Below are 23,801 nucleotides of genomic sequence, written 5' to 3' on the forward strand. Positions count from 1 at the left end.
ATGAGTCTGCAAGGTAAAGTTGCATTGGTGACCGGTGCGAGCCGTGGTATTGGCCAGGCCATCGCGCTGGAATTAGGGCGTCAAGGTGCTACCGTTATCGGCACGGCGACGACTGCGTCGGGTGCTGAGCGTATTGCTGCAACTTTCAAGGAGCAGGGTATCCAGGGCACTGGCCTGGAACTCAATGTCACCAGCGACGAGTCCGTAGCGGCCGTTCTGGCGAGCATTCAGGAGCAGTTCGGTGCTCCGGCGATTCTGGTAAATAACGCCGGCATCACCCGCGATAGCCTGATGATGCGCATGAAAGATGACGAATGGCATGATGTCGTCGATACCAACCTGAACAGTCTGTTTCGCCTGACCAAGGGTGTTTTGCGCGGCATGACCAAGGCGCGTTGGGGCCGAATTATCAGTATTGGTTCGGTTGTGGGTGCCATGGGTAACGCAGGCCAAGTAAACTACGCGGCCGCCAAGGCAGGCCTGGAAGGTTTCAGTCGTGCTCTGGCGCGTGAAGTCGGTTCGCGGTCGATTACAGTCAATGCGGTGGCCCCTGGGTTCATCGATACCGATATGACCCGCGAACTGCCAGAGGCGCAACGTGAAGCCTTGCAGGTGCAAATTCCGCTGGGCCGTCTGGGGCAAGCTCAAGAGATCGCGTCTGTGGTCGCTTTTCTTGCGTCGGACGGTGCGGCTTACGTTACTGGGGCTACAATCCCGGTGAACGGCGGGATGTACATGAGTTAAATGTGACGGATTGCTTCAAAAAAATGTCATACGAGCTGTCTAAAATCCGTTATAAAGCTGCAATCTATTTATAGGCGGCGGGCCAAAGGGTTTGAGGAGTGAAGCTTTCAGTTGAAAAGCTGAAAAGCCTTTCTATACACTTACCCACTGGCCAGCTGCCTGAATTTGTCCATTAGGAGTGAAAACAAGGTATGAGCACCATCGAAGAGCGCGTCAAGAAAATCGTTGCTGAGCAACTGGGCGTTAAAGAAGAAGAAGTTGTGAACACTGCTTCCTTCGTTGAAGACCTGGGTGCCGACTCCCTTGACACCGTTGAGCTGGTGATGGCTCTGGAAGAGGAATTCGAGACCGAAATCCCTGACGAAGAAGCTGAGAAGATCACTACTGTACAAGCTGCAATCGACTACGTTACTAGCCACCAGGCGTAATAGTTTGTAATCGTTGCTTGCTGTCATGGAAAAACCGCACTGCCATCATGGCGTGCGGTTTTTTCTTTAGGCCTGATGCAAAGTCGTCATTTGAAAAAAGGAGAGTGCTGTGTCGCGTAGACGCGTCGTAGTCACCGGTATGGGTATGTTGTCGCCACTGGGCACGGATGTGCCGAGCAGTTGGCAGGGCATTCTGGCTGGCCGTAGTGGCATTGGTCTGATCGAACACACCGACCTTTCTGCCTATTCCACCCGTTTTGGCGGCTCGGTAAAGGGCTTCAATGTCGAGGAATACCTGTCGGTCAAAGAGGCTCGCAAACTCGATCTGTTCATTCAGTACGGCCTGGCGGCCGGTTTTCAGGCCATGCGCAATTGCGGCCTGGAAGTCACCGACGCCAACCGTGAGCGCATCGGCGTGGCCATGGGTTCAGGTATTGGCGGTCTGACCAATATCGAAGAAACCAGCCGCACACTGCATGATTCCGGCCCACGACGGATTTCTCCGTTCTTCGTGCCTGGCTCGATCATCAACATGATTTCCGGTTTTCTGTCCATCCACCTGGGTGTGCAGGGGCCTAACTACGCCATCTCGACGGCCTGTACCACCGGTACGCACTGCATCGGGATGGCTGCACGCAACATTGCCTATGGCGAAGCCGACGTGATGATTGCCGGTGGCGCCGAAATGGCGGCCTGCGGTCTGGGCATGGGTGGCTTTGGTGCTGCCCGCGCGTTGTCGACCCGCAATGACGAACCCACCCGTGCCAGCCGTCCGTGGGACAAGGGCCGTGATGGCTTTGTGCTCTCCGACGGGGCCGGTGCACTGGTCCTCGAAGAGCTGGAGCACGCGAAGGCGCGTGGCGCGACCATTTACGCCGAGCTGATTGGCTTCGGCATGAGTGGCGATGCGTACCACATGACCTCGCCACCGGCCGATGGCGCGGGTGCCGCACGTTGCATCGCCAACGCGCTGCGTGACGCCAGGCTGAATGTCGACCAAGTGCAGTACATCAACGCCCACGGTACGTCGACCTCGGCCGGCGACCTGGCGGAAGCTGAAGCCATCAAGACCGTCTTCGGCGATCACGCCTACAAGATGGCCGTCAGCTCGACCAAGTCGATGACCGGTCACTTGCTGGGGGCGGCGGGCGCCATCGAGGCGATTTTCAGCGTGCTGGCGATCAACAGTCAGGTTGCGCCGCCGACCATCAACCTTGATGAGCCGGATGAAGGCTGCGACCTCGATTTTGTGCCGCACACTGCGCGCAACATGGAAATCGACGTGGTGCTGTCCAACTCCTTCGGTTTTGGTGGCACCAATGGCTCGCTGGTGTTCCGTCGGTTCGCTGACTGATGGAGAGCTGGGTCGATGGTCAACCGGCTGACGCTCTGTCACTAAAAGACCGCGGCCTGGCCTACGGTGATGGTCTGTTCGAGACCATTGCCGTCAGAGGTGGGCAGCCTGTGTTGCTGGAACGGCACTTGTGCCGTCTGGCCGATGGCTGTTCTCGGCTGGCGATCACTGCGGATCATTCGTTGATTCACCGTGAAGTGCTGGCCTATGCCGCCGCTCTGGGCGAGGGGGTGCTCAAGCTGATCCTCACCCGTGGCGACAGCTTGCGTGGCTATGCGCCCGATCCTGCGGCGCAACCACACCGAATTTTGCAAGGTAATCCTCCCGCTGCTTATCCGGCTATTCATGGTCAGCAGGGCATTCGGCTGTTTCCTTGCCTCACACGACTGTCCGAACAACCCCTATTGGCCGGCCTCAAGCATCTGAATCGCCTTGAGCAGGTTTTGGCCCGTTCCGAGTGGCAGGATGCCGAGCACGCCGAAGGTCTGATGCTGGACCTTCAGGGGCGCGTGATTGAGGGCGTGTTCAGTAACCTGTTCCTGGTCCGCGACGGCGAGCTGCTGACTGCGGACTTGAGTCGTTGTGGTGTGGCCGGGGTGATGCGTGCCGAGCTGCTGTTCCAGGCCCGACAGCTGGGGATCGCCACGCACATCGCCGACATCAGCCTTGAACAACTGCAACAGGCTGATGAAATCTTCGTCTGCAACAGCGTATACGGCGTCTGGCCGGTACGCGCCTATGCAGCGCTGAGCTGGCCGGTTGGGCCGCTCACCCGTAAACTGCAAGGCATTGCCCGCGCGCTATTGGATGCTTGATTCGTGAGACGTAAATTCTTGCTGCTGCTGGAGACCGGACTGGTTCTGGCAGGGCTGCTGTTGGGCGCTTCGGCCTGGAAAATCAATTCGGCGCTGGAGCAGCCGCTCAACATTACTCAGGAAGAGTTGCTCGATGTGCCGGCCGGCTCGACGCCATCCGGTACCTTCAACCGCCTCGAAGCTGACGGTGTCCTGCAGGACGCTTTCTGGTTGCGTGTCTACTGGCGTTTCAATCTCGCTGGTCAGCCGCTGCACAGCGGTGAGTATCGAATGCTGCCGGGCATGAATGTGCAAGGTTTGATCGGCCTTTGGCAGAAAGGTGAAGTGGTGCAATACAGCCTGACGCTGGTCGAGGGCTGGAATTTCCGCCAGGTCCGTGCGGCGCTGGCAAAAAATGAAAAGCTGGAGCAAACCCTGACAGGTTTGAGCGATAGCCAGGTCATGGACAAGCTCGGTCACGCCGGGGTCTTTCCGGAGGGGCGGTTCTTCCCCGACACCTACCGTTTCGTGCGAGGCATGAGCGACGCCGAGTTGCTGGCGAAGGCGTATGACCGTCTCGATGACGTGCTGGCCAAAGAGTGGAGCAAGCGCGCCGCCGATGTACCGTACACCGAGCCGTATCAAGCGCTGATCATGGCTTCGCTGGTGGAGAAGGAAACCGGAGTGCCCCAGGAGCGCGGACAGATTGCCGGGGTGTTTGTGCGACGCATGCAGATCGGCATGTTGCTGCAAACCGACCCTACGGTGATCTATGGCCTGGGCGAGCGCTACACCGGAAAACTGACCCGGGCGCACCTCAAGGAAGCCACGCCTTACAACACTTATGTGATCGCTGGTTTGCCGCCCACGCCGATTGCCATGGTCGGTCGCGAAGCCATCCACGCAGCGCTTAACCCGGTGTCTGGAAACAGCCTGTATTTTGTCGCCCGGGGTGACGGTAGCCATGTGTTCTCCGACGACCTGGATGCTCATAACAGTGCGGTGCGCGAGTTTCAGCTCAAGCGGCGTGCGGACTACCGTTCAAGTCCGGCGCCTGTTACGCCTGATGCAAATGCCCCGGCCTCGCCTGAAACCGCGCCCGAGCAGCCGCAGGCGACCGAGCCTGCCGCTACCGAGCCGCAATGACACTGATTAAGGACTGCTTGTGACTGGCCTGATGATCCTGGAAGCCGCACTTGTGCGAGCGCAACCACTTGATGCGGTTGCGCGATGGCTGGAGGTGTCCCGTGGCTGAGGCCTATCCGTGGCAGGACAGCCTCTGGCAGCAACTGGCGGGCCGTACGCAGCACGCCCATGCCTATTTGCTCCATGGTCCGGCAGGCATTGGCAAGCGGGCCCTGGCCGAGCGCCTGATGGCGCGCTTGCTGTGCCAGCGCCCGCAAGGCCTGGATGCTTGTGGGCAGTGCAAGTCGTGCCTGTTGCTCAAGGCCGGCAGCCATCCGGATAACTATGTGCTGGAGCCGGAAGAGGCGGATAAGGCGATCAAGGTCGACCAGGTCCGTGAGTTGGTCAGCTTCGTGGTTCAGACCGCCCAGTTGGGTGGGCGCAAAGTGGTGTTGATCGAGCCGGTCGAGTCAATGAACATCAACGCCGCCAACGCCTTGCTCAAAAGCCTTGAGGAACCGTCCGGCGATACGGTGTTGTTGCTGGTCAGTCACCAGACCAGCCGCTTGCTGCCGACCATCAAGAGCCGTTGCGTGCAGCAGGCCTGTCCGCTGCCGAGCGAGGCCATGAGCCTGGCGTGGTTGGCCAAGGCCTTGCCCGATTGCGCAGAAGAGGAGCGTGTCGAACTGCTGACCCTGGCCGCCGGTTCGCCGCTGGCGGCAGTCACCCTGCAAGCTCAGGGCGTGCGCGAGCAGCGTGCGCTGGTGGTTGACGGGGTGAAGAAACTGCTCAAGCAACAGCAGTCGCCGACGCAACTCGCCGAGGGCTGGAATGCGATTCCATTGCTGCTGTTGTTCGACTGGTTCTGTGATTGGTCGAGCCTGATCCTGCGTTATCAGTTGACTCAGGATGAGGCGGGGCTTGGCCTGGGCGACATGCAAAAAGTCGTGCAGTACCTGGCGCAGAAAACATCTCAGGGCAAGGTCCTGGATATTCAGGACTGGATTCTCGCCCAGCGCCAGAAAGTGCTGTGCAAAGCCAACCTCAACCGCGTGCTGTTGCTCGAGGCTTTGCTGGTGCAATGGGCGGGTTTGCCCGCGCAGAGATAATTGGCTGCGCCTAGACTCAAGCTCTCAACCGCGGAGGTCAGCATGAACGAACCTGTCAATCCAGGGCCGCGCAACGGCATTTTGTCTTTGAGTATCAAGGACAAGTCTGTGCTTTACGCGGCCTACATGCCCTTCATCAAGAACGGTGGCCTGTTCATCCCGACCAACAAAAGCTACAAGTTGGGCGACGAGGTGTTCATGCTGCTGAGCCTGATGGATGAGCCGGAAAAAATTCCGGTCGCCGGCAAGGTCGCCTGGATCACCCCTAAAGGTGCGCAAGGCAACCGGGCAGCGGGCGTCGGCGTGCAGTTCGACGACGGCGACAACTGCGCACGCAGTCGAATCGAAACCCATTTGGCCGGAGCCCTCAGGTCCGACCGTCCCACTCATACGATGTAGTTGCAGCCCTTTATGCTCGTAGATTCCCATTGTCACCTTGATCGCCTCGACCTCGCCGCACACGACGGTTCCCTTGATGCCGCGCTGGAAGCGGCCCGCCAACGCGGTGTAGGGCACTTTTTGTGTATTGGTGTCAGCGTCGACAACGCGGCCGACGTCAAGGCCCTGGCCGAGCGTTACGCCGATGTCGATTGCTCGGTCGGCGTCCACCCGCTCGATGTTCAGCCGGGTGCCGCACCGGCGCTGGACTGGTTGCTGCAAGAGCTCAACCATCCGCGGGTGGTCGCGATTGGCGAAACCGGTCTGGATTATCACTACGAGCCGCAAGCTGCCGAGTTACAGCAGGAGTCTTTCCGCCTGCATCTGCAAGCCGCCCAGCAAACCGGCAAACCGGTGATCGTCCACACCCGTGGCGCCCGTGCCGATACCCTGAGCCTGTTGCGCGAAGCCGCGCTGCCGCAGGCCGGTGTGCTGCATTGCTTCACCGAAGACTGGGACATGGCCAAGGCTGCGCTGGACCTGGGTTTCTACATTTCGCTGTCAGGGATTGTGACCTTCCGCAATGCCGACGCCTTGCGTGACGTGGCCCGCCAGGTGCCGGCCGATCGGCTGCTGGTGGAAACCGACTCGCCGTACCTGGCGCCGATTCCTTATCGCGGCAAGCCGAACCTGCCACAGTACGTGCGGGAAGTGGCGGAATTTCTGGCGATGTTGCGTGGTGAGTCCTACGAGCGTTTTGCCGAGCAGACTACGGAGAATTTCCAGCGGCTGTTTCCGCTGGCACACGTCAAACGCTGAATTTTACGCAAAAAAAACCCGGGTTCTGGGGGGTGAATCCGGGTTAAGACCATTAGGAGTAAAACAAAAGGCACGCGGTCCGTTGGTACCTTTATCAGCGCGCCACTTGGGGGAGATGCCGCGCTGACAGTTCAAGTATTGATCACTCTGGCGCCGAGTCCAGTTTGCCCCGGCCATTTCTTAAACGTATTTGGAATACGCGCGCTTCGGATGAGTTCTCATCCTCTTGCAATCACTGCAACAATGGCCAGAGTTTCGTCGATTACGCGTTTTTCAGTGTAGAAGTGCGGAGAAAAACGTACGCCTGGACCGCGTGGAATACACACCACGTTTTGCGCCTTGAGTGCTTCGTAAACGGTCTGGTTATCGATATTGTCGATACTGAACGAGAAAATCCCGCCACGTCGCGCCGGGTTCAACGGACTGTGCAGGCGCACGCCGGGAATGGCGTTCAAACCGTCTTGCAGCCATTGCACGCGCTCGGCAATCAGCGTGGCGACGCGCTCCATCCCCACTTCTTCCAGTAATGACAGGCTGGCCTCCAGCGCCATTGCGCCGAGCATGTTCGGGCTGCCGCATTCAAACCGTCGGGCGCTTTTGGCGGGTTCCCATCCGGTGCGGTTGTAGTCGCCCATGTGTTCGAGCATGTGCCAGCCGAATTCGTGAAGTTTGAGCTGTTCACGCAATTCGCTGCGCACATAGAACACCCCCAGGCCTTCTGGCCCGAGCAGCCATTTGTGGCCGTCGGCCATGGCAAAGTCGCACTGATAGGTCTGGACGTCGAAGGGCAGGGCGCCAAGTTGCTGGATGGCGTCGATGCAGAACAGCACGTTGGTTTGCTTGCACCCGGCGCCAAGGCGTTGCAGGTCCAGGCGCAGGCCGCTGGCAAATTGCACCGCGCTCACCGACATCAATCGGGTGCGCGGCCCGCAGGCGGCCAGCAGGGCGCCTTCCGGGTCATCACCCTTGAGGCTGACCTGCACCACTTCAACGCCTTGAGGGGCGAGCGCTTCCCAGACGATTCGGTTGGACGGGAATTCTTCATCGCTGATAATGATCTGGTCGCCGCTTTCCCAGGACAGTCCGAAGGCGACAAATGACAGGGCTTCAGAAGTATTTTTGACCAGTGCCACGTCATCCGTTGACGGCGCATTGAGCAGGCGCATCAGCCGTTCACGCAGGCGTTGCTCAAGCGCCATCCAGTCCGAATAGTCCCGCGCGCCCAGCAAAACGTTCTCCTGGGCGAAGCGCGTTACTGCCGTGGCGGCGCGATTTGGCCAGGGTGCGACGGCCGCATGGTTCAAATAACGCAGGCCCGGAGCCTGTACAAATTCATCAAGAAACGTAGTCATGGTCGGATGATCCGTGCAATTTGGCGCAAGTTAGGCATAATACGCGGCTTCGAATTTTGACCCCTACAGACCTTTTCTTATGCACAAAGAACCTCGTAAGGTCCGTGAGTTTCGTCGCCGCGAGCAAGAAATTCTCGATACCGCGCTCAAGCTGTTCCTCGACCAAGGTGAAGACAGCGTCACCGTCGAGATGATCGCTGATGCCGTGGGTATCGGCAAAGGCACGATCTACAAGCACTTCAAGTCCAAGGCGGAGATTTACCTGCGCCTGATGCTCGATTATGAGCGGGACTTGAACGAGTTGCTGCACTCTGCCGATGTCGATAAGGACAAGGAAGCCCTGTCCCGGGCCTACTTCGAATTCCGCATGCGCGACCCGCAGCGCTACCGTTTGTTCGATCGCCTGGAAGAGAAGGTGGTCAAGGGCAATCAGGTGCCGGAGATGGTCGAGGAGTTGCACAAGATTCGCGCCTCCAACTTCGAGCGCCTGACCTTGTTGATCAAGGGCCGCATCAGCGAAGGCAAGCTTGAAGACGTGCCGCCGTACTTCCACTACTGCGCGTCCTGGGCGCTGGTGCACGGCGCGGTGGCGCTGTATCACTCGCCGTTCTGGAGCAATGTGCTGGAAGATCAGGAAGGCTTCTTCCAGTTCCTGATGGACATCGGCGTGCGCATGGGCAACAAGCGCAAGCGCGACACCGACACCCCGAGCAGCTGATTCATTCAGTTGCCTTATTGCGCCATGATTTCCCTGCATGGCGCAGTCTCCCAGGAATATACTCAGGCATAGGGCTTGCCAAAACTTGATTTGTGAGTCAAGTTTTGGCGCGTTCTACAATCCTTTCGCCGGAGTGATCCATGATCGTTGACCGACAAGGCAGACGTTTTCGCAATTTGCGTGTCAGCCTGACTTCTGCCTGCAACTACGCCTGTACTTACTGCGTGCCCAACGGCAAGCGGCTGGTGGCTGCGCAGGATGAATTGTCGGCCGAGGCGATGGCCCGTGGCGTTGCCTATTTGATCGAGGCCGCCGGCATCGAGCGTTTGCGCATTACCGGTGGCGAGCCATTGGTCAGTCCCAAGCTCGAAGCGTTCATGAGCGCGGTGGGCCAGATGGGCCTTGCCGACATCAGTCTGACCACTAATGGCCAGTTGTTGGCGCGCAAGCTGCCGTTGCTGGTGGATGCCGGTATTCGCCGAATCAACGTTTCCCTCGACACCCTGGACGCCAGCGCCTTTCGTGGTATTGCGCGTGGCGGTGACCTGGCGACCGTGCTCGATGGCATGGCGCAGGCCAGCGCGGCGGGCATGAAGATCAAGGTCAACATGGTGCCGTTGCGCGGGCAAAACCTTGATCAGGTGATGCCGCTGCTCGATTACTGCCTGGAACGTGGCTATGAATTGCGATTCATCGAGCTGATGCGCATGGGCCACCTGGCCAGCGATTCGAATGCATTCTTGCAGCAGTTCGTCAGCCTTCAGCAACTGCTGGGCCTGATTGGCGAGCGTTACGAATACTTGCAGGCTGATGCGCCGGTGGACGCCACGGCGGTGCGTTACGAAATCCCGGGGCAAGGCCATTTCGGCGTGATCGCCAATGAAAGCGTGCCGTTCTGCCGAACCTGCTCGCGCCTGCGTTTGTCGTCGACCGGATGGCTGCACGGCTGTCTTTCGTCGAGCAATCGTCACTATGTTGGCGACTTGCTGGACAAGCCCCGCCATCAGGCCTTGCCGGCCCTTCAGCGTCTGCTGGTGAAAGCCTTGGGCGACAAGCAGGAAGTGGCGTTCTCCGGCGGCGCGACCGTGATGAAAATCATCGGCGGCTGACCGGCTCCCACTACTCCTGCGGTGTAGTAATCATCTGTAGGGGTGAGGCTGCCCGCGATTGCCATCTTGGTTCCACTAAAAAAGCACCTGGCCTGCCTCAATCCATTGAGCTGGCGCGGAAGCTGCATCCTGCGGACATTCGCCGGTTTTCCGTCACCGGCTATCTGGAGGATAGGATGCGTAGCCTGGTTTTGCTGCTGGCCTTTTTGGCGATTGGTGGCTGCATGAATGTCAGCGATATGGGCGAGGGCGTTCGTTATCACATGAGTGACGCGGGTCTGCTCGATCACAGCGACAGCCGTCGCGTAAACAACCTGCGCATTCAGCCAGACTCGTTCATCTACATCGCCCAGGGTGCGTTTGCGCCGCCGGGCAGTGCCTATCCACGGCCGAACGTGGTGGCCGAAGAAGCCTTCAAAGGCTTTATCGAATACTTCCCGATGGTCCGCCGTGCACGCACGCCGGTAGGCCTGGACGAGGCGATGGGCGAGGCGCGTGCCGCGGGCGCGCATTACCTGCTTTACGCCCGTTTCGCCAAGGCTGACGACCGTATCGGCAACTCGGACGAGTGGCTCGATCAGGAAGCCGTGGATCGCCTGGGGATAGACAGCGGTGTGATTCAGATCATGCTGATCGAGACCAGCACCCAGTATTTGATTGATACTGCGCGGATCAAAAGCCGTGGCGGTTTACTGACGTTCCACGACAACAAGCCAGAAGACCTGCTAGGCCCGCCGCTTGAAGAATACGCGCGCAGCCTGCTGGGCCTCAGCGACCAGTAATTCACAAGGAGAACAGCATGAGTGGTCCAGGCAAAGCCAACGATCTGTTAGGACAGATCCCCGCGTCCAAAGGCTTGCCGCCGGTCCACCTCTGGAACCCTGATTTTTGCGGCGATATCGACATGCGAATCGCCCGTGATGGTACCTGGTACTACCTGGGGACGCCGATCGGTCGTAAACCGATGGTCAAGCTGTTCTCCACCATCATCCGTCGCGACGGCGATGAGTATTTCCTGATCACACCGGTCGAGAAGGTCCGCATTCGGGTCGACGACGCGCCGTTCGTGGCGGTGGCACTTGAGGTTGAAGGCGAGGGCGAAGCTCAGTTACTGCGCTTCACCACCAACGTCGATGAGCAGACCGAGGCCGGTGCCGAGCATCCGTTACGCGTGATGATCGACCCTGTGACGCAGGAGCCTGCGCCTTATGTGCATGTACGAACCAATCTTGAAGCGTTGATCCATCGCAACGTGTTCTATCAACTGGTGGAGCTGGCCGTCAGCCGCGAAATCGACGGCCAGCGCTGGTTGGGCGTGTGGAGCGGTGGCGAGTTCTTTCCCATCGGGCTTGAGCCTTAGGCTCTGACGTAATACCTGTCACACGTTGCGCCAAGGTTCGGGTGTTGAACAGGACTCTTCAATCACGGAATTTTTTTAAGGAAGAAAACCCATGAACTATCGGATTATTTTGGCTGCTGCCCTGCTGGGAAGCTCTGCCTTGCTGGCCGGGTGTGGCGACAAACCGGATGCCGCCAAGGCGCAATCTGTGCAAAGCGCTGGCGAGCAGCAGGAAATCCAGAAGTACAACCTCTACGTCGATGTGGCCAACAAGCTCACCACGCCATTCCAGCAAGTCCATGAGAGGTACCTGAACAATCAGGTGCCATTGCTCAATGGCAAGGCGCCGCTGACCAGTCTGAACATCGAGAACGATATTATGATCGATCAGTCGACGGCGAAGCTCGATAAGGCATTTGCCATCAATGCGCCCATCGCTGAAATCGATGCAGCGGCCAAGGACTTTTCCGCTGCACTCAAAAAGCTCTCGCCCCTGAGCCACGAACTGAACAACTACGCGGCCTCCAAAGGTTATCTGGCGGACAACGGCGACAAGGCGCGTCAGTTGAGTAGCAATTACCTCACTGCGTTGGCCGCTGTGGCACAGGCCGAAAGTGCGTTCTTCGACGGTCTCGGTGCGCGTGATCAGGCGCTGGTCAAGAAAGCGTTTGATGAAGCGCCCAAAGACACGGCCGCGTACTACCGTGCTGGGCTGATCTACTACGGCAAGATCAACCACGCCGATGCCAACGTATTGTTCGCGGCACCGAATGATCCGAAGGCACTGGAAGCATTTGAGAAGTCTCTGGCACTGGCGGCCGATGTAGCTACAGGCTGGGGCAAAAAAGTAGCCGAGCAATCGGCTGAAAGCGGGAAAAGCTGTAGCGGCGGGATGATGGAAATCAATCGATTCATCGGCAAGTCGCGCTCGATCGTCAAGGAAGTCAAGGACGGCGTCTATAAGCGCGAGGCAGCTCAACGCAGTCCAATACCCGGCTACCAGCATCGCACCCATCTCATGGAGGCGACCAATAGTTACAACCAGAACTATTCCAACATGGTTAACCGCTTCAATATCCCGACCTGCTGAACCTGCAGGTTGAAAGATCGCCACCTGCGGCTACGGCTTGCAGGTGGCGATGGCGAGCGCCTTGAGCGTCCGGTTTGCACGCCGCCTCAACCCTCGAGGCGGTGAGCTTATAAGCCCTTGCTCTTGAGTCGGGCGGCATGTTCAAGATAGAGCCCGACCGGGTTCACGTTCCAACTGGTGATCCCGGCCATTTGGTTGACTGCGTCGAAGTGGTCCATGGGATAGTCTGAGCGAATCACCTTCCCCAGGTGCGAGCTGTATTGGCCGACCAGTCCGTCGTTGGCGTCTTTCTCTTTGTAAAACAACTTCGACAGCACGATGCAATTCATGTGGCTCGGATCAAGGGGTTGCAGGCTCTGAAAGTTCTGCACGATCCCACTCCAGGAGTAGTAATACACGCCGTTTTCAACTTCGTTGCCTTCACCGCCCCAGTGTTTGGGCACCCCTTGCGGGTACTTGCGGTTGAATGCCGCCAGGCCTGCGCTGGTCAGTGATTCGAAAGCCGCTTGAGGGTCCACCGGGTTTTCCGGATGGCCGCTGATCAACGAAATGAACGTGCCGACTGCGCTTACCAAGGCCAGTACGAACGCTTCGGGCAACTCTCCTGGCGTGAGTGCCTTATGCAATTGGTCGGCGATCTCGGAGCCGTGATTGGGGCAACTGACCGAGGTGACCGACGCAACCTTTTCCGGATGCAGAGCGGCTACGTAGCGTGCTGCCAGGGGGCCTTGGCTATGGCCGATCAGATTGACCTTGGCGGCTCCCGTTTCGCGCAATATGCGGTTGACGTGTTCGAGCAGTTTTTCACCGCGCTCCTCATTACCGTTGACGGCTGGAATGTTGACGGCAAACACCCGGGCGCCAGCACGTTCCAAGGCTTGCTTGATTTCGAAGAAGTACGGATAACCAGCAATTTTATCGAAGCCGAAAAGGCCGTGAACCAAGACAATCGGGTATTGCGTAGACGCATCCATGTTCATGCTTATACCTGTCCATAGCGGATTGAAGTGGAACAGATGCTATTGACTGCTCGATCTGTTGCGGCTAACCGTAGTTTACAAAGCGGGTTGATACAAATCGCTTCGCCCTGCGTCAGCACAGCCGTGGAGTATGTTCAACGTCCGCAGAAAACGGAGTGATGAACTCAGGCGACGTCAGGTGGTAAACCGATCTCATCGATGAAGTCCTCCATGAAACGTTTCAGGCGGTCATGGCGTAGCAGCGCCAGACGCTTGCCGGTCGGTGTCTGGAATCCGTTGCTCAGGCGCAAAAGCTTGGTTTGGAAGTGGTCGAGGCAAAAACGCTTGTCGTCGTAGTCCCGCGTGATGGCGGTGGGGTCCTGCGGGTCATAGAGCGCGCTGCCCATGCGTCCGGCAATGTAGAAAGTGCGGGCCACGCCGAGTACGCCGAGGGAATCGAGGCGGTCGGCATCCTGGAGGATTTTTGCTTCCAGGTGAACAGGAGCGATGTTCGCCGAAAAACTGTGGGCTTCGATAGCGTGGGCCACATCGGCGATTCGTCGTGTCGCCCAACCCAGCCCGGCCAGCAGCGTCGAAGCTTTGTCTGCGGCCAGTCGCGAGGCCTGCGAGCGCAGCGGCGAGTTCTTTTCCACCGCTACGCAATCGTGTAACAGCACTGCCGCCAGCAATACGTCGAGGTCGCCACCTTCTTCGTGCTGGATTTGCCGGACGTTGTGCCACACCCGCTGCAAATGTGACAGGTCGTGGGCGCCGTCTTCACTGGGTTCAAGTGCGTGGGGCAGCAGTGTGGCAGCGAGGGTTTGCAGTGGGGCGAAGGCAGTGAGGTGCATGGGATTCCCTGGAAGAGGTGGCGACGTGACGGGCAGGGTAGCGTTGATTGTTTGGTGATGAAAATTGCCGTGCAGCGGTACGCGAAGTCGACTTAGTATGGCGTCCTTAACGCCTTCAGGAGCCGAGCCTGTGTCCCTCGAAATTCGCCCCGCACAACCCAGCGACGCGCCGCAGATTCTCGGCTTCATCACCGAACTCGCTGACTACGAGCGGGCGCGGCATGAGGTCATCGCCAGCGTTGCTGATATTCAGCGCAGCCTGTTCAGCGAAGGCGCCACGGCCCACGGCCTGATCTGTCTGCGTGATGGCGTGGCAATCGGTTTTGCGGTGTTCTTTTTCAGTTATTCGACGTGGCTGGGCAGCAACTGCCTGTACCTCGAAGACCTTTACATCACCCCCGAGCAGCGGGGCGGCGGTGCCGGCAAACAGTTGCTGCGTCACTTGGCGAAAATCGCCTGCGCCAATGACTGCGGCCGGTTTGAATGGAGCGTGCTGGACTGGAACACGGCGGCTATCGAGTTCTACAAATCCCTGGGTGCACAGCCACAGGAGGAGTGGGTGCGCTATCGCATGGACGGCGAGGTTCTGCGTGAGTTTGCCGAAGGCAAATGAGCGCACGCGGTGCTCTGATGGCGGCGATGGCGTAATGCCGTGTTTATCAGTTGTCGGCACCGCTTCAGTCCGGCATCCTGTTGGCCCTTTGCGCGCTCACGGACGACACTTGCAATGCCTTCGGCACTTACTTTCCACGTCCGTGGACCGCTTGGAACGTCTGGCTTCACGCGTTGCGTTTGGCGTCCGGACATCTGCCCCATCATCGCTGCTTTCATGTTGCCCCTCGCGCGTTGTTCGGCGCGATGAGTGTCGTCATGTATTTGCGTCATGACCCCAGGATTCAGAAGCAAGGAGCTTTAACTTGAGTGGAAAACCCGCTGCGCGCGTAACCGATCCTACCGCGTGCCCGTTGCCGGGCCATGGCAACAACCCGATTGCCTCCGGCTCGCCCGACGTGTTCTTTGACGGCCTGGCCGCTGCCCGTAAATCCGACCCTAGCGCTTGTGGCAGCCCGATCACTGGCGGCGTCTCCGGCACGGTGTTCATCAACGGCCTCAACGCCGCCACGCTCGACAGCACTGGTGGCCACGGCAATGTCGTGGTAGGTGGCTCGGGGACGGTGATCATCGGTCAAAGTGGCGGCGGGGCTCCGTTCAGTGGGTTGTTGCCGATGCCGGTGCACTTCACGGACAAGATGCTGATGGTTAACGAGGAAAGCGGTGAGCCGATTCCCAATCACCCTTATGTGATCCTGCGTGGCGACGGCTCACAGGAGCCTGGTGTTACGGATGCGGCAGGCTTCACCCATACCGTCAGTTCGCATTTGGCTGAAACGATCAAATTGTTTGTCGGCTGAGGATAAGTGCGCCGCTGACGCAACGTCTGTCCGTTGGCGGTGCCTCTGCAGAAAGCAAACCCTGTAGCGTTAGGGTACTGGCCTTACCACTCGCAGGCGCTGACGATCCCTGCCCGCAAGATCATGATCGAGGTACAGAAGAGCGAGCATTGACAGAGCAAATCAGCAGCGCGGTGGGTTGAGCGGTTTTTGGGGATGGAACGTTATCTTGGGAATGAAAATGGTACGGCTGCTGTTGGTGTTGATGGTTGTTTTATGTTCGTCGTGTATGCAGTTGCACGTGCCTGACGCGCGTGTTGAGTTTACCTCGATCAATTACGAAGGCGTGGGTCGGTATGAGTTACGTTTCAGGTCCGATCGGGACCTGGGAAATATCTACAAGTCCAACGGTATCAACGCAGGTGGCAATGCGTGGATTACGTGTTCACTGGACGGTGATAGGAACTTTTCGAACGACCATACTATCCGTTTGTCGATGCATGGTTTTCTAGATGATGCTCATCTTGTCGAGGGCGACCGTCGTTACGAGTTCCGGACCTCGATCAGGTTTGCCGAGGATAGCGACCGTCACACCTCTCAGCGTGAGATCAGGAAAGAAAAGCTGCTCTCATTATTGAAATCCCAGGAATATATTCCCTGTAAAACCGTGAATGTCGCGTGGTTTTTCACCCCGTATTATTCAAAGATCATGTATATCCCGACGTCACGCATCATTGCCGAGGTGGATAAAGAGATACTTTCACACGCCTTTGTGATTCTGCCACCAGAGGATCGTCCGTTTTCCTGGTTGCTGTTCGAGCCCGTGTGTATCAACGAGTGGACTTGGCATGGAGGTGTAGTCATCGTCCACGGCGGTGTATGCAGCAGTTTGCCGTTCAGTGGGCTGTTGAGTTCGTTTGCGCCCTATAACGACAAGTACCGCTTGGTTGACAATGAAACCGGCTTTCCGATACCGGGCGTTCTCTACATTATTGTGCGCGAGGATGGGCGTCAGGAGGAGGGGGTGAGCGACAGCTTGGGTTACACCCACCAAGTGGGGTCGTATGGGCCTGAAACAGTACAGATCTATACGCCTAGCGAAGGATACTGACCCCGGGTGGCTTGGCCGGCTCGCATGAAAAAACCGGGCGGGGCTCTTGGGTCGAAGAGCTCACGGCCCGGTGGTTTACGCCGTTAAGCGACAGGGCTGGACTCAGGCTTTGAGCGTCGCCATGTCGATGACGAAACGGTATTTCACGTCGCCCGCGATCATGCGGCTGTAGGCTTCATTGATCTGGCGGATGTCGAGCATTTCGATGTCGCAAGTGATGGCGTGTTCGGCGCAGAAATCCAGCACTTCCTGGGTTTCGGCAATGCCGCCAATCAACGAGCCGGCCAGTACCCGACGCCCCAGCACCAGTTTGGCGGCGTGGACGGGCGGATCGATCGGCTCGATCAGGCCGACCAGGATATGCACGCCGTCGAAGCGCAGGGTATCGAGGTAGGGGTTGAGGTCGTGCTGCACCGGAATGGTGTCGAGCAGGAAATCGAATTGCCCGGCTGCGGCCTTCATCTGCTCGGCATCGGTGGACACGATTACATGGTCCGCGCCTTGGCGACGACCTTCTTCAGCCTTGCTCGCCGAACGGGTGAATAGCGTCACTTCGGCACCCATGGCCTTGGCGAACTTGATACCCATGTGGCCGAGACCGCCCATGCCGAGAATGCCGACCTTGTCGCCAGCCTTCACGCCGTAGTGCTTGAGTGGCGAGTAGGTGGTGATGCCGGCGCAGAGAATCGGCGCGGCACTGGCCAGGTCGAGCTTTGCCGGGATGCGCACGACGAAGTGTTCGCTGACGACGATGCTGTCGGAGTAGCCGCCCATAGTGTTGCTGCCATCGACCCGGTCCGGGGTCGCGTAGGTCATGGTTGGACCCTCGAGGCAATATTGTTCCAGATCGGCCTGGCAGGCTTCGCAGTGACGGCACGAGTCGACCATGCAGCCGACGCCAACCAGGTCGCCGACTTTGTGGGCAGTGACGCTCGCGCCGACGGCGGTGACCTTGCCGACAATCTCATGGCCCGGCATCAGCGGGTAGACGGCGATACCCCACTCATTGCGTGCCTGGTGGATGTCGGAGTGGCATACGCCGCAGTACAGGATCTCGATCGCTACGTCGTCGGCGCGTGGGCTGCGACGCTCGAAAGTCATGGGGGCGAGGGGAGTGGCGGCCGACTGGGCGGCGTAACCGATGGCGGTGTACATGATGAACCTCGCAAAAGCAGTGACGGGTGAGGTGGGCCATTTTCCGCGTCGCCCTCGGGGGCGGCCATGGCGATTCCTCCGCGTGTCATGCCTATTTCTCCGGCATCGGGGGCGGATCGGTCGCATTGGTGCTCAGACCTGCGATGATGCTTTCATCCCCAATTTCGTGAAGTTTTTGCCATGTTGTTGACTCGTCATCTCGCCGCCAATGCCGCGCTGGTTGCGTTGATTGAACCGCTTGCGACCCGTGACGGTTTTATCCCGACGCGGCTGCCGGGTGTTCAGGTGCTGCGTGCCAGTTGCGATGTGGCCCGTGGGCCACAGATCTATGAACCGAGCCTGATGATCATCGTTCAGGGCAGCAAGTTGGCGTACCTAGGGCCGCGAACCCTGGAGTATGGCGCCGGGCACTATCTGATTCAGGCGCTGCCAGTGCCGTTTGAATGTGAGACCTTCGCCATGCCGAATGCGCCTCTGTTGGGTGTTTCCATCGGCATTGACCGGGCACTGCTGGGTGAGCTGGTGTTGGCCATGGGGCTGGCGCCCGGGCGTAATACGCCGGCGCAGACGCCAGAGTCCATGACCTCGGCGGTGCTCGATGACACCATGCGCGGTTGCGTTGAGCGCTTGTTGCACTGTCTGCACGATCCGCTGGAGTGCCAGGTCATGGGGCAGGCGCGACTGCGTGAATTGTTGTTCGTGGCGTTGCGGGGGCCTCAGGCGGATGTATTGAGGGCGCTGGTGGAGCAGCAGGGGCAGTTCGCCCGGGTTGCCGCATCCTTGAGCCACTTGCATGCGCACTACACCGAGCCGTTGAATGTCGAGACCCTGGCCAGTTGCGCGAACATGAGTGCGTCGACCTTTCACGAGCATTTCAAGCGCAGCACGTTGTTGTCGCCGGTGCAGTATTTGAAACGCCTGCGCTTGCTCAAGGCTCAGCAGTTGTTGCTGTCCGAAGGGTTGGGCGTGGCGCAGGTGGCGCATCGGGTGGGTTATCAGAGCACATCGCAGTTCAGTCGTGAGTACAAACGCTACTTTGAGCGCAATCCTGGAGATGAACGCGTTGCTTGATCCACTGCCGCTCCCACATTGACTGTGGGTTGGCAGGCAAATGGCGGGCAACAAAAAGGCCCCCGTTCGGGAGCCTTGATGTTTAGCGGGTCGACTTACATGTTCGGGTAAGTCGGGCCGCCGGAGCCTTCCGGTGTCACCCACGTGATGTTCTGCGCAGGGTCCTTGATGTCGCAGGTCTTGCAGTGTACGCAGTTCTGGGCGTTGATCTGGAAGCGCTTCTCGCCGTCTTCCTGGGTGATGACTTCGTACACGCCGGCCGGGCAGTAGCGCTGAGCGGGCTCATCGTACAGTGGCAGGTTTTTGCTGATCGGGATGCTGGCATCGGCCAGTTTCAGATGGCACGGCTGTTCTTCTTCGTGGTTGGTGCCCGAGATGAACACCGAGCTGAGTTTGTCGAAGCTGAGTTTGCCGTCCGGTTTCGGGTAGTCGATCTTCTTGCAGTCGGCTGCCAGTTTCAGGCAGGCGTAGTCTGGCTTGGTGTCACGCAGGGTGAACGGCAGTTTGCCGCCGAAGATGTTCTGGTCGACCCAGTTGAAGCCGCCGCCAACAATGGCGCCGAACTTGTGGATCGCCGGGCCGAAGTTACGGCTGGCGAACAGTTCGTCGTAGAGCCAGCTCTTTTTGAACGAATCAACGTAGCTGTTCAGTTCGTCCGCGCCTTCGGAGCCGGCAAACAGCGCATCCGCCACGGCTTCCGCGGCAAGCATGCCGGACTTCATGGCGGTGTGGCTGCCTTTGATCTTCGCGAAGTTCAGGGTGCCGAGGTCGCAACCGATCAGCGCGCCGCCCTTGAAGACCATCTTCGGCAGGGAGTTCAGGCCACCTTTGCAGATCGCGCGGGCGCCGTAGCTGATGCGCTTGCCGCCTTCCAGGTACTGCTTGAGCACCGGGTGATGCTTGAGGCGCTGGAACTCGTCGAACGGCGACAGGTAAGTGTTGCTGTAGGACAGGTCCACGATCAGGCCGACGACCACCTGGTTGTTTTCCAAGTGATAAAGGAACGAGCCGCCGGTGTTCTCGGTGCCCATGATGTCCAGCGGCCAACCGGCGGTGTGTACCACCAGGCCTGGCTGATGCTTGGCCGGGTCGACTTCCCAGATTTCTTTCAGGCCGATGCCGTAGTGCTGGGCGTCGGCGTCGCTGTCCAGGTTGAAGCGTTTGATCAGTTGCTTGCCGATGTGGCCACGGCAGCCCTCGGCGAACAGCGTGTATTTGCCACGCAGTTCCATGCCTGGGGTGTACAGGCCTTCTTTCGGGTTGCCTTCGCGGTCGACGCCCAGGTCGCCGGTGATGATCCCGCGAACCACGCCGTTCTCGTCGAACAGCGCTTCCTGAGCGGCGAAGCCTGGGTAGATTTCCACGCCCAGGTTCTCGGCCTGCTGAGCCAGCCAGCGACACAGGTTGCCCAGGGAGATGATGTAGTTGCCTTCGTTGTGCATGGTCTTGGGCACAAAGAGGTCAGGAATCTTGATTGCGTTGTCGGCGTTCTTGAGGACGAAGATGTCGTCGCGCTTGACTGGCGTGTTCAGCGGTGCGCCGAGTTCTTTCCAGTCAGGAAACAGTTCGTTCAGGGCGCGTGGTTCGAACACGGCACCGGACAGAATGTGAGCGCCGACTTCGGAGCCTTTTTCGACCACGCAGACGCTGATTTCCTTACCGGCTTCGGCGGCCTTCTGCTTCAATCGGCAGGCGGCGGACAGGCCAGCGGGGCCGGCACCGACGATGACCACGTCGAATTCCATGTATTCGCGTTCCACAGGCTATCTCCTACTCAAGGCTCAACAGTTTTTTTTCTAATTGGAGGTTTGGCGTTGCATCCATTATTTCCTTCACAAAAGGGCCGAAGGGGACAATGGATGACCCACCTTTCTCTCTAGGGGGCGCATTATATCTACACCACTCTCAGCGTCCAATACAAACGTTTGTTTGAATTTGCTGGAAGCCAGAGAAATCAAAGAAGCACGGCTGATAACAGGGGCGTTTTGGCGTATTGACCAGAATAGGCGTTCCGGTCAAGATACGGGCGGTTTTGCGCTCGCCGTAGGCTGACTGTTGGTTTCAAGAGCACCTCTAAAGACAGGGCGAAGGCAGTACAAGGTGACGCGCAGTGTGGGTCAGGCGCGAAGTTTACACGCCGCGATAAAGAATGACTCGCTAGTCACCACTGACGAACGGTCATCACTCCCGTGAGCAAGACACCTGTTTGCTGTTAAAAGAGTCCGCGCCGGCGTTTTTAGAGGTGCCCTTGTACCCGATGAGCATCAACCGCCAGGTTCGCCTAGGCGACTTTCTTTTCACCGGAGAGTAACGAGGAATCCATGAAGGTTCTTGTAGCTGTCAAACGAGTGGTCGACTATAACGTCAAGGTTCGCGTCAAAGCGGACAACTCCGGCGTCGATCTCGCTAACGTCAAGATGTCGATGAACCCTTTCTGCGAAATCGCAGTGGAAGAAGCCGTACGCCTGAAAGAGAAAGGTGTTGCGACTGAAATCGTCGTCGTCTCCATCGGCCCGTCCACCGCTCAAGAGCAACTGCGCACCGCGCTGGCTCTGGGTGCCGACCGCGCCATCCTCGTCGAATCCGCCGAAGACCTGACCTCCCTGGCCGTTGCCAAACTGTTGAAAGCTGTTGTCGACAAGGAACAGCCTTCGTTGGTGATCCTTGGCAAACAAGCCATCGACAGCGACAACAACCAGACTGGCCAGATGCTGGCTGCATTGAGCGGTTACGGTCAGGGCACCTTCGCTTCGAAAGTCGAAGTCAGCGGCGACAGCGTTGCCGTGACTCGCGAAATCGACGGCGGCGCGCAGACGGTTTCCCTGAAACTGCCGGCCATCGTGACCACCGACCTGCGTTTGAACGAGCCGCGTTATGCGTCCCTGCCAAACATCATGAAAGCCAAGAAGAAGCCGCTTGAAGTGCTGACTCCTGACGCTTTGGGCGTTTCCACCGCCTCCACCAACAAGACCCTGAAAGTCGAAGCGCCGGCTGCACGCAGCGCGGGTATCAAGGTCAAGTCGGTGGCTGAACTGGTCGAGAAACTGAAAAACGAAGCGAAGGTAATCTGATCATGACTATCTTGGTAATCGCTGAACACGACAATAAAGTGCTGGCCCCGGCCACACTGAACACCGTGGCTGCTGCTGCCAAAATCGGCGGCGACATCCACGTTCTGGTCGCAGGCCAAGGCGCTGGCGCCGTGGCTGAAGCCGCTGCGAAAATCGCTGGTGTGAGCAAAGTCCTGAACGCTGACAATGCCGCTTACGCGCATCAGTTGCCGGAAAACGTTGCTCCGCTGGTCGCCGAACTGGGCAAGAGCTACAGCCACATCCTGGCTGCCGCTACTTCCAACGGCAAAAACATCCTGCCGCGCGTTGCCGCTCAGCTGGACGTTGACCAGATCTCCGAGATCATCTCGGTTGAAAGCGCTGACACCTTCAAGCGTCCGATCTACGCCGGTAACGCCATTGCTACCGTGCAGTCGTCGGCTTCGGTAAAAGTCATCACCGTGCGCGCCACCGGTTTCGACCCGGTTGCTGGCGAAGGTGGTTCGGCTGCCGTTGAAGCGGTTGCAGTTGCTCACGACGCGGGCACTTCCAGCTTTGTCGGTGAAGAGCTGGCCAAGTCCGATCGTCCTGAACTGACCGCTGCCAAGATCGTCGTTTCCGGCGGCCGTGGCATGCAGAACGGTGACAACTTCAAGCACCTGTACGCACTGGCCGACAAGCTGGGCGCTGCCGTTGGCGCTTCCCGCGCAGCAGTCGACGCAGGTTTCGTACCGAACGACATGCAGGTTGGTCAGACCGGTAAAATCGTTGCGCCACAGCTGTATATCGCCGTCGGTATCTCCGGCGCGATCCAGCACCTGGCCGGCATGAAAGACTCCAAGGTGATCGTTGCGATCAACAAGGATGAAGAAGCACCGATCTTCCAGGTAGCCGATTACGGTCTGGTTGCGGACTTGTTCGAAGCTATCCCCGAGTTGGAGAAGCTGGTCTAATCCAGTCGCTTCACTTATAAAGAGCCCGGTCTTTTGGCCGGGTTTTTTATTGTTCTTGATTTGAGTCTGGGGGAATGCGCCATGGATCTGCGTCGCGTGTCATTGCTGCTGGGCCTGTCGGTACTGCCCATGCTTTCGTTGGCCGCAGGCAAGTGCGAACGCCTGGTCGTCACGGGCAGCCCGGATGCGCCACCGTATCTGTGGCAAGACCCGCAAGACCCGAAACACCTGATCGGGGCCAGCGCCGACCTGTTGCAGCAAGTGGCGGGGCAGTTGGGTATCAAGGTCGAGCTGCTTTACGCCGGCAAACGCTCGCAAGCCCTGGACGAAGTGCGTAGCGGTCGCATGGACATGCTGGCCGACGCGCCTCTGACGGTTACCGAGCTGGAGTCGCTGGACTACATCCACCCGCCACTGGTGGAAAACGACTACCTGGTCTGGACCCGCAAGGACTCGGCACTGATCTACAACGAGGCGCAAGACCTGCACGGTCATCCAGGCGCCGTGTCGGAAAAAGCGCGTTTGACGGTGGCCTTTGGCACCTTTGCCGAGCAGCAACTGACCCTGGTACGTACACCTAATTTGACCCAGGCATTCCAGAAGTTGTTGATGGGTGAAGTCGAGTTCGTTCTGGCAGGGCGTTACACCGGCATGGCCATGGCGCAGACGCTGGGCATGGCCAATGATCTGGTAGCCCGTGCCCGGCCCATCGATAAACCTGGGCTGTTTCTCGCGGTTTCCCACAACTCTGCCTGCAACGACCCATGGTTACGCGGACAGTTGGCTAAAAAGATGACAGAATTGCCCGCGTCCGGTCTGACGGAAGCCGTGTTGCAGCGCAATCTAGAGCGTTGGAAAGCACAATTACAGCAACCTGTCGGCACAAAACAGTAGGGATTTT

At 58.6% G+C, this 23,801-nt stretch carries 25 protein-coding genes; 20 read left to right on the forward strand and 5 right to left on the reverse strand.

Annotated elements, in window-relative coordinates:
* From fabG to AC1Z1G_RS08675, 8 genes are all read left to right on the forward strand, one after another.
* Window positions 1-744 carry a 3-oxoacyl-ACP reductase FabG gene (gene fabG, locus AC1Z1G_RS08640; protein WP_483626410.1) on the forward strand — a complete coding sequence of 248 codons (744 nt, stop codon included), beginning with the start codon at window positions 1-3 and terminating at the stop codon, window positions 742-744.
* Between the two features lie 191 nt (window positions 745-935).
* The gene (gene acpP, locus AC1Z1G_RS08645) at window positions 936-1,172 is read left to right on the forward strand and encodes an acyl carrier protein (RefSeq protein ID WP_003175607.1); all 237 of its coding nucleotides are present in this window, start codon (window positions 936-938) and stop codon (window positions 1,170-1,172) included.
* Window positions 1,173-1,281: 109 nt separating this feature from the next.
* On the forward strand, window positions 1,282-2,526 hold the full coding sequence (fabF, locus tag AC1Z1G_RS08650; protein WP_483626412.1) for a beta-ketoacyl-ACP synthase II: 1,245 nt from the start codon (window positions 1,282-1,284) through the stop codon (window positions 2,524-2,526).
* Complete coding sequence (pabC, locus tag AC1Z1G_RS08655) at window positions 2,526-3,341, forward strand: aminodeoxychorismate lyase (RefSeq protein WP_483626413.1); 816 nt, start codon at window positions 2,526-2,528, stop codon at window positions 3,339-3,341. Before fabF ends, pabC begins: the two co-directional genes overlap by 1 nt.
* A gap of 3 nt (window positions 3,342-3,344) precedes the next feature.
* Entirely contained in the window at window positions 3,345-4,466 is a 1,122-nt protein-coding gene (gene mltG / locus AC1Z1G_RS08660) for an endolytic transglycosylase MltG (protein ID WP_483626414.1), read from the forward strand.
* Window positions 4,467-4,567: 101 nt separating this feature from the next.
* Complete coding sequence (locus AC1Z1G_RS08665) at window positions 4,568-5,554, forward strand: DNA polymerase III subunit delta' (RefSeq protein ID WP_483626415.1); 987 nt, start codon at window positions 4,568-4,570, stop codon at window positions 5,552-5,554.
* Window positions 5,555-5,596: 42 nt separating this feature from the next.
* A complete protein-coding gene (locus tag AC1Z1G_RS08670) occupies window positions 5,597-5,953 on the forward strand; it encodes a PilZ domain-containing protein (RefSeq protein WP_483626416.1) in 357 nt (118 codons plus the stop codon).
* 12 nt (window positions 5,954-5,965) lie between these two features.
* Window positions 5,966-6,751 carry a TatD family hydrolase gene (locus AC1Z1G_RS08675; RefSeq protein WP_483626417.1) on the forward strand — a complete coding sequence of 262 codons (786 nt, stop codon included), beginning with the start codon at window positions 5,966-5,968 and terminating at the stop codon, window positions 6,749-6,751.
* A gap of 218 nt (window positions 6,752-6,969) precedes the next feature.
* Here the strand turns inward: AC1Z1G_RS08675 and AC1Z1G_RS08680 are convergent, their stop codons facing one another.
* The gene (locus tag AC1Z1G_RS08680; RefSeq protein ID WP_483626419.1) at window positions 6,970-8,103 is read right to left on the reverse strand and encodes an aminotransferase class V-fold PLP-dependent enzyme; all 1,134 of its coding nucleotides are present in this window, start codon (window positions 8,101-8,103) and stop codon (window positions 6,970-6,972) included.
* Between the two features lie 79 nt (window positions 8,104-8,182).
* Here AC1Z1G_RS08680 and AC1Z1G_RS08685 point away from each other — a divergent pair, with 79 nt between their 5' ends.
* The 5 genes from AC1Z1G_RS08685 to AC1Z1G_RS08705 all read left to right on the forward strand — a co-directional run bounded on the left by AC1Z1G_RS08685 (window position 8,183) and on the right by AC1Z1G_RS08705 (window position 12,359).
* On the forward strand, window positions 8,183-8,821 hold the full coding sequence (locus AC1Z1G_RS08685; RefSeq protein ID WP_008152317.1) for a TetR/AcrR family transcriptional regulator: 639 nt from the start codon (window positions 8,183-8,185) through the stop codon (window positions 8,819-8,821).
* 140 nt (window positions 8,822-8,961) lie between these two features.
* Complete coding sequence (locus AC1Z1G_RS08690) at window positions 8,962-9,930, forward strand: GTP 3',8-cyclase MoaA (RefSeq protein WP_483626421.1); 969 nt, start codon at window positions 8,962-8,964, stop codon at window positions 9,928-9,930.
* Between the two features lie 176 nt (window positions 9,931-10,106).
* Window positions 10,107-10,712, forward strand: a complete 606-nt coding sequence (locus AC1Z1G_RS08695; protein WP_483626422.1) for a DUF4823 domain-containing protein — start codon at window positions 10,107-10,109, stop codon at window positions 10,710-10,712.
* A gap of 17 nt (window positions 10,713-10,729) precedes the next feature.
* Window positions 10,730-11,290 (forward strand): DUF1285 domain-containing protein, encoded by a 561-nt coding sequence (locus AC1Z1G_RS08700; RefSeq protein ID WP_483626424.1) that lies wholly within the window; start codon window positions 10,730-10,732, stop codon window positions 11,288-11,290.
* Window positions 11,291-11,381: 91 nt separating this feature from the next.
* Window positions 11,382-12,359, forward strand: a complete 978-nt coding sequence (locus AC1Z1G_RS08705) for a DUF3829 domain-containing protein (protein ID WP_483626425.1) — start codon at window positions 11,382-11,384, stop codon at window positions 12,357-12,359.
* Window positions 12,360-12,466: 107 nt separating this feature from the next.
* On the opposite strand, the gene AC1Z1G_RS08710 is transcribed toward AC1Z1G_RS08705, so the two are convergent.
* Together AC1Z1G_RS08710 and AC1Z1G_RS08715 are read right to left on the reverse strand one after the other, a co-directional pair.
* Window positions 12,467-13,339, reverse strand: a complete 873-nt coding sequence (locus AC1Z1G_RS08710; RefSeq protein WP_483626427.1) for an esterase/lipase family protein — start codon at window positions 13,337-13,339, stop codon at window positions 12,467-12,469.
* Window positions 13,340-13,503: 164 nt separating this feature from the next.
* Window positions 13,504-14,169 (reverse strand): HD domain-containing protein, encoded by a 666-nt coding sequence (locus AC1Z1G_RS08715; protein ID WP_483626429.1) that lies wholly within the window; start codon window positions 14,167-14,169, stop codon window positions 13,504-13,506.
* Between the two features lie 130 nt (window positions 14,170-14,299).
* On the opposite strand from AC1Z1G_RS08715, the gene AC1Z1G_RS08720 reads away from it, so the two are divergent.
* The 3 genes from AC1Z1G_RS08720 to AC1Z1G_RS08730 all read left to right on the forward strand — a co-directional run bounded on the left by AC1Z1G_RS08720 (window position 14,300) and on the right by AC1Z1G_RS08730 (window position 16,671).
* Entirely contained in the window at window positions 14,300-14,782 is a 483-nt protein-coding gene (locus AC1Z1G_RS08720) for a GNAT family N-acetyltransferase (protein ID WP_347904916.1), read from the forward strand.
* Between the two features lie 304 nt (window positions 14,783-15,086).
* Window positions 15,087-15,581, forward strand: a complete 495-nt coding sequence (locus tag AC1Z1G_RS08725; protein ID WP_483626430.1) for a PAAR domain-containing protein — start codon at window positions 15,087-15,089, stop codon at window positions 15,579-15,581.
* Between the two features lie 208 nt (window positions 15,582-15,789).
* Entirely contained in the window at window positions 15,790-16,671 is an 882-nt protein-coding gene (locus AC1Z1G_RS08730) for a hypothetical protein (RefSeq protein ID WP_483626432.1), read from the forward strand.
* A gap of 102 nt (window positions 16,672-16,773) precedes the next feature.
* Here the strand turns inward: AC1Z1G_RS08730 and AC1Z1G_RS08735 are convergent, their stop codons facing one another.
* Window positions 16,774-17,826, reverse strand: coding sequence for an NAD(P)-dependent alcohol dehydrogenase (locus tag AC1Z1G_RS08735; protein WP_483626434.1), 1,053 nt, complete (start codon window positions 17,824-17,826; stop codon window positions 16,774-16,776).
* 180 nt (window positions 17,827-18,006) lie between these two features.
* Here AC1Z1G_RS08735 and AC1Z1G_RS08740 point away from each other — a divergent pair, with 180 nt between their 5' ends.
* Complete coding sequence (locus AC1Z1G_RS08740; protein ID WP_483626436.1) at window positions 18,007-18,897, forward strand: AraC family transcriptional regulator; 891 nt, start codon at window positions 18,007-18,009, stop codon at window positions 18,895-18,897.
* Window positions 18,898-18,992: 95 nt separating this feature from the next.
* Here the strand turns inward: AC1Z1G_RS08740 and AC1Z1G_RS08745 are convergent, their stop codons facing one another.
* Window positions 18,993-20,657: an electron transfer flavoprotein-ubiquinone oxidoreductase gene (locus tag AC1Z1G_RS08745; RefSeq protein WP_483626437.1), complete on the reverse strand. Its 1,665-nt coding sequence runs from the start codon at window positions 20,655-20,657 to the stop codon at window positions 18,993-18,995.
* A 561-nt stretch (window positions 20,658-21,218) separates the two neighbouring features.
* On the opposite strand from AC1Z1G_RS08745, the gene AC1Z1G_RS08750 reads away from it, so the two are divergent.
* The 3 genes from AC1Z1G_RS08750 to AC1Z1G_RS08760 all read left to right on the forward strand — a co-directional run bounded on the left by AC1Z1G_RS08750 (window position 21,219) and on the right by AC1Z1G_RS08760 (window position 23,794).
* Window positions 21,219-21,968, forward strand: a complete 750-nt coding sequence (locus tag AC1Z1G_RS08750; RefSeq protein WP_262112147.1) for an electron transfer flavoprotein subunit beta/FixA family protein — start codon at window positions 21,219-21,221, stop codon at window positions 21,966-21,968.
* 2 nt (window positions 21,969-21,970) lie between these two features.
* The gene (locus AC1Z1G_RS08755) at window positions 21,971-22,900 is read left to right on the forward strand and encodes an electron transfer flavoprotein subunit alpha/FixB family protein (RefSeq protein WP_483626439.1); all 930 of its coding nucleotides are present in this window, start codon (window positions 21,971-21,973) and stop codon (window positions 22,898-22,900) included.
* Window positions 22,901-22,981: 81 nt separating this feature from the next.
* Window positions 22,982-23,794, forward strand: coding sequence for a substrate-binding periplasmic protein (locus AC1Z1G_RS08760; RefSeq protein ID WP_483626440.1), 813 nt, complete (start codon window positions 22,982-22,984; stop codon window positions 23,792-23,794).
* Window positions 23,795-23,801: the final 7 nt, after the last annotated feature.

The organism is Pseudomonas sp. JL27(2026), from assembly GCF_056933555.1.

Excerpts from the sequence above, each read along its gene's own strand:
- fabG (WP_483626410.1), top strand. The coding sequence starts at position 1 with ATGAGTCTGCAAGGTAAAGTTGCATTGGTGACCGGTGCGAGCCGTGGT.
- acpP (WP_003175607.1), top strand. The coding sequence starts at position 936 with ATGAGCACCATCGAAGAGCGCGTCAAGAAAATCGTTGCTGAGCAACTG.
- pabC (WP_483626413.1), top strand. The coding sequence starts at position 2,526 with ATGGAGAGCTGGGTCGATGGTCAACCGGCTGACGCTCTGTCACTAAAA.
- AC1Z1G_RS08670 (WP_483626416.1), top strand. The coding sequence starts at position 5,597 with ATGAACGAACCTGTCAATCCAGGGCCGCGCAACGGCATTTTGTCTTTG.
- AC1Z1G_RS08675 (WP_483626417.1), top strand. The coding sequence starts at position 5,966 with ATGCTCGTAGATTCCCATTGTCACCTTGATCGCCTCGACCTCGCCGCA.
- AC1Z1G_RS08680 (WP_483626419.1), bottom strand. The coding sequence starts at position 8,103 with ATGACTACGTTTCTTGATGAATTTGTACAGGCTCCGGGCCTGCGTTAT.
- AC1Z1G_RS08685 (WP_008152317.1), top strand. The coding sequence starts at position 8,183 with ATGCACAAAGAACCTCGTAAGGTCCGTGAGTTTCGTCGCCGCGAGCAA.
- AC1Z1G_RS08690 (WP_483626421.1), top strand. The coding sequence starts at position 8,962 with ATGATCGTTGACCGACAAGGCAGACGTTTTCGCAATTTGCGTGTCAGC.
- AC1Z1G_RS08695 (WP_483626422.1), top strand. The coding sequence starts at position 10,107 with ATGCGTAGCCTGGTTTTGCTGCTGGCCTTTTTGGCGATTGGTGGCTGC.
- AC1Z1G_RS08700 (WP_483626424.1), top strand. The coding sequence starts at position 10,730 with ATGAGTGGTCCAGGCAAAGCCAACGATCTGTTAGGACAGATCCCCGCG.
- AC1Z1G_RS08705 (WP_483626425.1), top strand. The coding sequence starts at position 11,382 with ATGAACTATCGGATTATTTTGGCTGCTGCCCTGCTGGGAAGCTCTGCC.
- AC1Z1G_RS08710 (WP_483626427.1), bottom strand. The coding sequence starts at position 13,339 with ATGAACATGGATGCGTCTACGCAATACCCGATTGTCTTGGTTCACGGC.
- AC1Z1G_RS08715 (WP_483626429.1), bottom strand. The coding sequence starts at position 14,169 with ATGCACCTCACTGCCTTCGCCCCACTGCAAACCCTCGCTGCCACACTG.
- AC1Z1G_RS08735 (WP_483626434.1), bottom strand. The coding sequence starts at position 17,826 with ATGTACACCGCCATCGGTTACGCCGCCCAGTCGGCCGCCACTCCCCTC.
- AC1Z1G_RS08740 (WP_483626436.1), top strand. The coding sequence starts at position 18,007 with ATGTTGTTGACTCGTCATCTCGCCGCCAATGCCGCGCTGGTTGCGTTG.
- AC1Z1G_RS08750 (WP_262112147.1), top strand. The coding sequence starts at position 21,219 with ATGAAGGTTCTTGTAGCTGTCAAACGAGTGGTCGACTATAACGTCAAG.
- AC1Z1G_RS08755 (WP_483626439.1), top strand. The coding sequence starts at position 21,971 with ATGACTATCTTGGTAATCGCTGAACACGACAATAAAGTGCTGGCCCCG.
- AC1Z1G_RS08760 (WP_483626440.1), top strand. The coding sequence starts at position 22,982 with ATGGATCTGCGTCGCGTGTCATTGCTGCTGGGCCTGTCGGTACTGCCC.